Annotated in this window: 9 protein-coding genes and 1 pseudogene; 1 reads left to right on the forward strand and 9 read right to left on the reverse strand. The window is 38.7% G+C overall.

What is annotated here, in order from left to right:
- The 7 genes from ACH0QE_RS12745 to ACH0QE_RS12775 all read right to left on the reverse strand — a co-directional run bounded on the left by ACH0QE_RS12745 (position 1) and on the right by ACH0QE_RS12775 (position 4,497).
- Complete coding sequence (locus ACH0QE_RS12745) at positions 1-912, reverse strand: peptidase MA family metallohydrolase (RefSeq protein WP_415801022.1); 912 nt, start codon at positions 910-912, stop codon at positions 1-3.
- Positions 905-1,048 carry a hypothetical protein gene (locus ACH0QE_RS12750; protein ID WP_415801023.1) on the reverse strand — a complete coding sequence of 48 codons (144 nt, stop codon included), beginning with the start codon at positions 1,046-1,048 and terminating at the stop codon, positions 905-907. Before ACH0QE_RS12750 ends, ACH0QE_RS12745 begins: the two co-directional genes overlap by 8 nt.
- Entirely contained in the window at positions 1,042-1,596 is a 555-nt protein-coding gene (locus ACH0QE_RS12755; RefSeq protein ID WP_415801024.1) for an HAD-IIIA family hydrolase, read from the reverse strand. The genes ACH0QE_RS12750 and ACH0QE_RS12755 overlap by 7 nt, the downstream gene beginning before the upstream one ends.
- A gap of 42 nt (positions 1,597-1,638) precedes the next feature.
- Entirely contained in the window at positions 1,639-2,538 is a 900-nt protein-coding gene (locus ACH0QE_RS12760; RefSeq protein ID WP_415801025.1) for a reverse transcriptase-like protein, read from the reverse strand.
- A 155-nt stretch (positions 2,539-2,693) separates the two neighbouring features.
- Positions 2,694-3,164, reverse strand: coding sequence for a CcdC family protein (locus ACH0QE_RS12765; RefSeq protein WP_415801026.1), 471 nt, complete (start codon positions 3,162-3,164; stop codon positions 2,694-2,696).
- 82 nt (positions 3,165-3,246) lie between these two features.
- Positions 3,247-3,606 carry a response regulator gene (locus tag ACH0QE_RS12770; RefSeq protein WP_125478759.1) on the reverse strand — a complete coding sequence of 120 codons (360 nt, stop codon included), beginning with the start codon at positions 3,604-3,606 and terminating at the stop codon, positions 3,247-3,249.
- Positions 3,607-3,789: 183 nt separating this feature from the next.
- On the reverse strand, positions 3,790-4,497 hold the full coding sequence (locus ACH0QE_RS12775) for a cytochrome c biogenesis CcdA family protein (protein WP_415801027.1): 708 nt from the start codon (positions 4,495-4,497) through the stop codon (positions 3,790-3,792).
- A gap of 301 nt (positions 4,498-4,798) precedes the next feature.
- On the opposite strand from ACH0QE_RS12775, the gene ACH0QE_RS12780 reads away from it, so the two are divergent.
- The gene (locus ACH0QE_RS12780) at positions 4,799-4,969 is read left to right on the forward strand and encodes an aspartyl-phosphate phosphatase Spo0E family protein (RefSeq protein ID WP_102262370.1); all 171 of its coding nucleotides are present in this window, start codon (positions 4,799-4,801) and stop codon (positions 4,967-4,969) included.
- Between the two features lie 251 nt (positions 4,970-5,220).
- Here ACH0QE_RS12780 and ACH0QE_RS12785 read toward each other — a convergent pair.
- Together ACH0QE_RS12785 and ACH0QE_RS12790 are read right to left on the reverse strand one after the other, a co-directional pair.
- Positions 5,221-5,788, reverse strand: a pseudogene (locus ACH0QE_RS12785) (SF0329 family protein).
- 420 nt (positions 5,789-6,208) lie between these two features.
- On the reverse strand, positions 6,209-7,294 hold a 1,086-nt coding region (locus ACH0QE_RS12790), incomplete at its 5' end, for an ABC transporter ATP-binding protein (RefSeq protein ID WP_415801028.1).

Genomic DNA, 7,294 nt, shown 5'->3' on the forward strand with positions numbered 1-7,294 from the left:
TTATTGATAATAATCAAGTACGTCCTGTTCAAATTCCGAAATCGTCTTCCCCGTAATTTGTTCCAAGGCTGTATAAAATCCTACAGTATCGTTAGTCTTTTCGATCAATTCCACCACAACTTCCTTTCCATACACCTGTATCAAGTAGTTTACTGTAAAATAACTTTGCATATAGGGATTAGCATGTTCAATCTGGCGAGCTTCGTGAAATTCATTGTCCCAGCTGATGCTTTCAAGTGGCAGGGTTTCGTATGGATTTGATTCATAAGGAACCTCAGTTCCATCATTGCCCACATATTCTGCTATCCCTTCAATAAACCATGATGGAAAAGTGTCTCCAAATGTTTCAGCTTCCTCAATTTTTTTGAAAGTAGCATAATGTGTGTATTCGTGCAAAATTTTCCTTTGAAAAAAGAACAGCGGCGTTTCAAGCTCCTGTAGTATACTTTCTACATCATCAGGATTGACGTTGACACCCATCACTTTTTCAAAGTTAGAATAATATCCACCGGCACTATCAATATTTGAAAGCTGCTCAAGATTTTCCCTGCTCATAAAGATAAAATCGATCGGTTTTTTACTATAGCGACCAAGAATCTCGGCTGATTTATCCTCGGCCCATTTCAGTGTCTCAATTGTCAATGGAATTAACTTTTCATTCTCTTCCTGATAGTAAATTGATATATTCTCATACACATGATTCATACTTTCAGCTTTAAGTTTTACCTCTAACTCACTATCATAATTTAGAGTGAAGACAGATTTTGCTGTCGTAAAAAAGGTTACATTCTCACCGGTCCGTGCATGCAGTTCTTTTTGGAACGCTTTGAGGACTCCAAATATACTGACTAAAAATATAATCAGTATGATGAAGAAAATCGTCACCCATAACCTTATGTTCGGTCTACTCATCTCTTCCTCGTTTCGCCAGCTCCTCAAGCAAAGAAATCATTTTTTCGTTTTGTTCAATCATTTCCTCATTTTGCTTCCTGAGCTTTGTAAAATCAAACATGAATACCAATAAAACAATCGTTATAATGATTAACACTTCGTTGCCCCTTCCCCCATCAGCCATCTTATGGCCTCATTCAAATCACTTGCCATGAAATCCGGTTGAATTTCTCCCCATCTTCCAAAATACTGTTTGTTTATGTATCTATCATAAGCATCCTGGCCGCTGCCCGTTTTGACCAAAATCTTCAAGCAGCCCGCTTCATCAGCAGCCAGTATGTCCGTCCATCTATCTCCGATCACTACACAACGATTTAAGTCCAGCTCGTTATCAACTGCAGCTCTTTTCAGCATTCCAGGAGCAGGCTTCCTGCATGTGCAGCTTTCCTCGTGGCGATGAGGACAAAGGTATACCTTATCAAAACCAAAAGACTTTAACTCATTCTCAAACTGGTCAACTGTGGCTTCTCCGTTCGCAATCCCTGGCTGGTTCGTAAACGAATAGATTAAAACATTGTTTTCTTTTAATAGTTTGATTGATTCCTGGACACCGGGGAATAACTCAAAATCCCCAGGATAAATTACTTTGTCACTTCCCCCAAGAGTCCCATCCCGGTCAATAAAAACAGCCTGGATATTAAACACGATACCTACCCCTCCGAACTCAATTTTCTGACAGCAATCCCCTTAAAACTTTAACCCTTCAATAACGCAAGCCCTGTGTTCCTGGCTGAGATCGTGAGCTTTTTTATAAAGCGGATTATTCTTTCCTTCCTTCAAATCTCCGATAAACTTAATCTCTACTTTCCCTTTGTAATGATTCCACACTTGATTCAATTCATTTATGTACTGCTTTACGGGTCCTTGGTAAGCTTTCAAATCAATAGAGAAACTTGATGTCCAGGCTTTCTGATCTGTTATAATAATTGCTTTCTTGAATTTTTTCTTTTTCATCAGCTTCAATGCATCGAGGATTGCTAGCAACTCACATACAATCGGTTTAGTGGTTTTAATATTTCTCACTGTTGAATAACCAGCCGCTGTTTCTCCGTTCCTGACGATGACAACACCAGTTCCTGCAGTGGCATTGTTAAAATTATAGGAGCCATCGACAATTAAGAACGGTATATCAGCAGGGGCTTTTTCGACCAATGGCATAAGCATGTTTTTCAATACCGGCTTAACGACTTGATCTCCTTTACGATAAAAGTCGAGGATATCCTGAACATGGTAAAAATCCTTTTCTCCTACATGCTGAAACGGAAGTCCATTTTTCTTTAAGTTTATAAATTGATCCTTTGTAATTCTTAGGATTGAGAGAATAATATCTTCAGTGACATACTCTTTCAGCGAGCGCCCTTTGTTGTCACGAAATTCCCTTTCCAAACGCTCCTGTGAAGGTTTGTATGACTTCAGCCATTCTTTCACTTCCCCTTCCAGGAATCTGTATTCATTCGCAATCAGATAATGAGGCATTCCGTCATTCAAATATACTGTCAGTTGGGTTTTAGTTAATTTGACGTTCTTGATCAATTCTCCCCTTAAAAGTAATTTTACTGGGGACTGTTTTGATGTAATTGTTGTCATCTGGCACCTGCATTCTTTTTGAAAATTCTACTATTTCCATCATACCATTCTCTAAAATACATTTATATCCAAAATTTCCACTTCCAACTTAGAAAACGACAAAAAAATCCCCTCACCAAATGGCAAGGGGACTTGATTTATCCGTATTTTTTTTACTAACCGTTATGCAATTCATTATGAAGCTTCTTGAACTGCATATACATAGCGACTCGCCATGGAACAATCATTCCAAAAGCAAGGATCCAGAACATTCCGCTCAACTCACCGAAATCAATTGTGCTGCTTAGCACCAGTTTTGCGATTACACGTACGATCAACAGTCCGATTAAAATGAAGACGAAAGCCTTGGATCTTTTGAGAAAGATTTCCCGTCCTCTGACTTCGAATTTCGAGGTCTTGATGAGCAGGATTGAGAATAGTATCCCTACTGAAAGTGCCTCTATAATCTGTAAAAAATGAACCCGGAACACCGGGAAGATGAACATGAGCGCACCCGTGCTCATGAAGATTGGCGGTAAAATAATTTTCTTGGCAGATGCTGGTCTTTTGGCAGCCTTCATCCTCATGATTGTCACAAAGATGGCCATGCCAATTGCTCCAACTGTTGACGCCAGAACATAATTCATTCTATATTTCATCCCTTATTTATAGTATCCACATTATTATAATGAAAATAAGCCATTTAAGATAGACTTAAATGGCTGTTTTTTATCTTAAGACTCTTGATACGGAATCGACTACCTGTGAATCATCGAATGGCTTTACAATGAAATCCTTTGCTCCCGCCTCGATCGCATCCACCACCATCTTCTGCTGGCCCATCGCTGAGCACATGATGATTTTTGCATCTTTGAAATCCTTTTTGATTTCTTTTACGGCGTCCAGTCCGCTCATTTCCGGCATTGTTATATCCATTGTCACAAGATCGGGTTTCAGCTCGCGATATAGCTCGACTGCTTCACGTCCATTTTCAGCTTCCCCCACTATTTCGTGGTTTGCTTTCTTCAGAATATTGGTTAAGGTGATTCTCATAAATTTTGCGTCGTCAACTATCAAAATTCTGGCCATCGCTGTATCCTCCCCGACAATCACAACAAATATATTAATCTGTTTAATTTCCTCTTAATTACTATATAACTATATTTAACCAATATTTTCAATGTAAAGACACCGACAAATTTCTCACTTAAAAAATCCCCAGTGAATATACTCTCATATTGATCCTTCTGATTTCAAACTTCAATGTACTTGTTAAAATCCTGTAAAATCTCCAAAAAACATTGATAGAATCGAAATCAGCTTCGTCATCCAGTCGAAGAACAACATAATTCCTACTACTATCATGATATAGCCGCCGATTTTTACAATTTTCACATTGTGTTTGCGGATCCACTGCATTTTTCCAATGAAGAATGAAAGAATGAAGAACGGAATCGCAAAACCCAGAGTATACGCGATCATATAAAGCATTCCTGACCCAGGGTTTGAGCTTGCAAGCAGGATGACCGAAGCCAGGATAGGACCAGTACACGGGGTCCAACCGGCCGCAAAAGCCATACCAATCAGCGAGGACCCAAAATAACCTGATGGGCGGTTCTTGAATTCTATTTTTCTGTCTTTCATTAAGAACTCAGGCTTAAAGAAACCAATGACCATCAACCCAAAGGCAACAATAAAGATTGCACCCAGCTGACGGATCAGGTCCTGATATTGAATGAAGAATTGGCCTACGAAAGATGTCCCGAAGCCGATCGCAATGAAAATCACCGAAAAGCCCAGCAAGAAAAACAGTGTATGCAGCAGACTGCGCCTTTGCAGCATCGCATTTTCGCTCTTCAGCTCTCCTACAGACATACCAGTAATATAAGATAAGAATGCCGGATAAAGCGGCAAGCAGCATGGAGAAATAAAGCTAAGGAATCCAGCTCCCATAGCAATGATAATATTTATATCTGTCATAATTCCATCCCCTGTCCATATTCGTTAGTCCCATTCTAACAAAACCATTTACTATTATTATAGTTTAACTGTGAACAATTTATTAATTTCTATAAAAAAGGTGTTTACCTGTTTAAAAACTGGGTAATAAACTACGGTGTATATTTTTTACAGGAAAATATTTTACAAATGTTTCTTTTGAAATTTGGCAGTATATGCTATATACTAATATAGCACTTGTAATAATTTCTATATTTATAACGATTTTACATAAACTTGTTTAACATACTGCTGAGAGATAAAACAAGAAAGGATTTTCACATTGTCTAAAGAGCAACTGATCACCCTCATTGAAAAGAAACGCGAAGAGCTGATTCAAATCGCATCGAAGAACGGCCTCAATTCTACAATCGCCATTCATTACAGCCAGGAACTTGATGAACTGTTAAATGAATATAATCGCGTATACATTAAAAAGATAGCAGCCCATTAAAAACAGCTAAACGCCATAAGCGTTATAGCTGTTTTATTTTTGTCTATTTAAGCAGTTCCTTGCCTATTCATTATATTGGATGACACCTTCGTGCAATATGCTTCTTATTAGATGGCTTGGTTTTCCTACACTGTATAGCTGCAAATAATGCATCGCCCTCGTGCACACAGTATTCAATACATGGAATGCCGAATAACTATATACAATAAAGAAGCAGTAGTTATCGTTTTCATCGATAATCTACTGCTCTTTTATTTTTGAAGAAGCGTTATTCCTTCAGCTTTACATCGCAATTTATAAAAAAAACTGGACCATTTCTTTTTCGCAAAGCATGGATTCTTTTATTTTTGCTAAAGTTCTTTTCCCTACCCGTCTATCAATCAATGCAAATATTTTTATCAGCATGTTATTGGATTTCAAAGATTCTTCAATAGACTGCTGGAAGTATTCCTCTACAGCATCAAAGAAGTCATACTGTGCAAAAACTCCCTCGTTCAGAATCCATTCGTGTGCTTCATTCCAAATAGTTCGATTTTGGCTCCAATCGGTATAAGGGATTTGTTTTTCTCTTTTAATTTCATATTCCCTTCGGTTTAAAGCAATCTCAGAGGTAAACGTACACATATTAAGGACTTCCTTTTTATCTACAGTAATCCAGGCTCTCCCCAATTGATCATGAGCCCTTCTGTAATTGGTTACTGTAAACTGTACTCTATCTTTTAAAGTTTCACATCTAAAGCTGTCTAACTTCTTCTTTACTTTGCTCCATTGTTGATTTCGCAAGAATAAATCACAACTCCTGATTTTTGTGATATGCATATATTCATATCCAACTAACCCGCTATTTTTTCACAATAAGTAAGGGATCTGCTACAGCTATTCCCTGTTCTAAAAATGATTTGCTTTAAAACAAAAACTAAAACTTTTTCATTACTTTTCCGATTATTTTTCCAGCATTCTTTCCAGCTTTCTTTGTTACTTGCTTTTTCACTTGTTTTTTAATTTCCTTCTTTATCATGCTCTTTAATCCCATCTTTTTCCCTCTTCCCCAAATATAATTACTTTATTGGATAATAGTACGATTCTTTAGGCAAAAAAGTTTCATTTCTGCCTTGATAAGAATAAATAATAACCGTTGTGATCTAATCTGCCCGTCAGGATAGTATTTACATAATCCCATTTTAAACAAAATAAAGGCGATTACTTTGTAGCAATCGCCCTTTTACATAACATAATTACCTATCCAACAACATCTTCCAATCGTTCTACTGAACCATTCTGCAGAAGATACATCTTATGATAAAGCCCCTGTTGGGCGAGCAGTTCCTGATGTGTTCCGCGTTCAACTATTTCTCCATGATGAAGGACGATGATCTGGTCTGCATCCTGGATGGTCGACAGCCTGTGGGCAATGGCAATCGTCGTCCTGCCTTTGCGCATTTTGGCGAGTGCGGTCTGGATGGCCTCTTCGGTTTCCGTATCGATATTTGCAGTCGCTTCATCGAGAACAAGGATTTTCGGATTAGCCGCAATCGTTCTCGCAAAAGCGATCAATTGCATCTGTCCGCTCGAAAAAGTCGAGCCTCGCTCCGTCACTTTTTGTGCGTATCCATCCTCCAGTTTTTCAATGAAAGAATCTGCCTGGACAAATTCTGCCGCCCTTTTTATATCCTCTTCAGTCAAAACGCTATTGTGGAGCCTGATATTATCCCCGATTGTTCCGTAGAACAAAAACGGATCCTGAAGAACAAGCCCCATTTTATCGCGCAGCTCTTTGACCGGATAAGTTTTTATCGAATGGTTATCAATCAATATCTCACCGCGCTCAAACTCGTAAAAGCGCATCAACAGGTTGATGATTGAGCTTTTCCCGCTTCCGGTGTGGCCTACAAATGCAAGAGTTTCCCCAGGATTCACAGTGAAACTGATATTTTTCAAGACATCCCTTTTGCCATCATATGAAAAACTGACATCCTTGAATTCAATTTTGCCTTCATTGATTTTGCCTGCTTCCGTCCCAGTCTGGCCCGGAGCAAGCTCAGCTTCATCAAGCAGTTTGAAAACACGTGATGCAGCGACAATCGCCTGCTGGTACATGGAAAGTCGCATCATCATATTGTTCACCGGCTCGAAAAAGCGGTCCAGGTAATTGATGAATGCATACAGAACCCCAATCTCAATTGGACTGTCAAAAGAAGTAATCCCAAAAAAGCTGAGTACGATGATTAACGCTAGAGTATAGACAAGATCAACAGCGGGACGCAACAACAGTCCATCTGCCTTGATGTTCTTCATGCCCGCGTCAAAATGCTTATCGTTAATTTC

The sequence above is a fragment of the Mesobacillus sp. genome (genome assembly GCF_047739415.1).
GTDB lineage: Bacteria > Bacillota > Bacilli > Bacillales > Cytobacillaceae > Mesobacillus.

Excerpts from the sequence above, each read along its gene's own strand:
- ACH0QE_RS12775 (WP_415801027.1), bottom strand. The coding sequence starts at position 4,497 with ATGACAGATATAAATATTATCATTGCTATGGGAGCTGGATTCCTTAGC.
- ACH0QE_RS12770 (WP_125478759.1), bottom strand. The coding sequence starts at position 3,606 with ATGGCCAGAATTTTGATAGTTGACGACGCAAAATTTATGAGAATCACC.
- ACH0QE_RS12745 (WP_415801022.1), bottom strand. The coding sequence starts at position 912 with ATGAGTAGACCGAACATAAGGTTATGGGTGACGATTTTCTTCATCATA.
- ACH0QE_RS12765 (WP_415801026.1), bottom strand. The coding sequence starts at position 3,164 with ATGAATTATGTTCTGGCGTCAACAGTTGGAGCAATTGGCATGGCCATC.
- ACH0QE_RS12760 (WP_415801025.1), bottom strand. The coding sequence starts at position 2,538 with ATGACAACAATTACATCAAAACAGTCCCCAGTAAAATTACTTTTAAGG.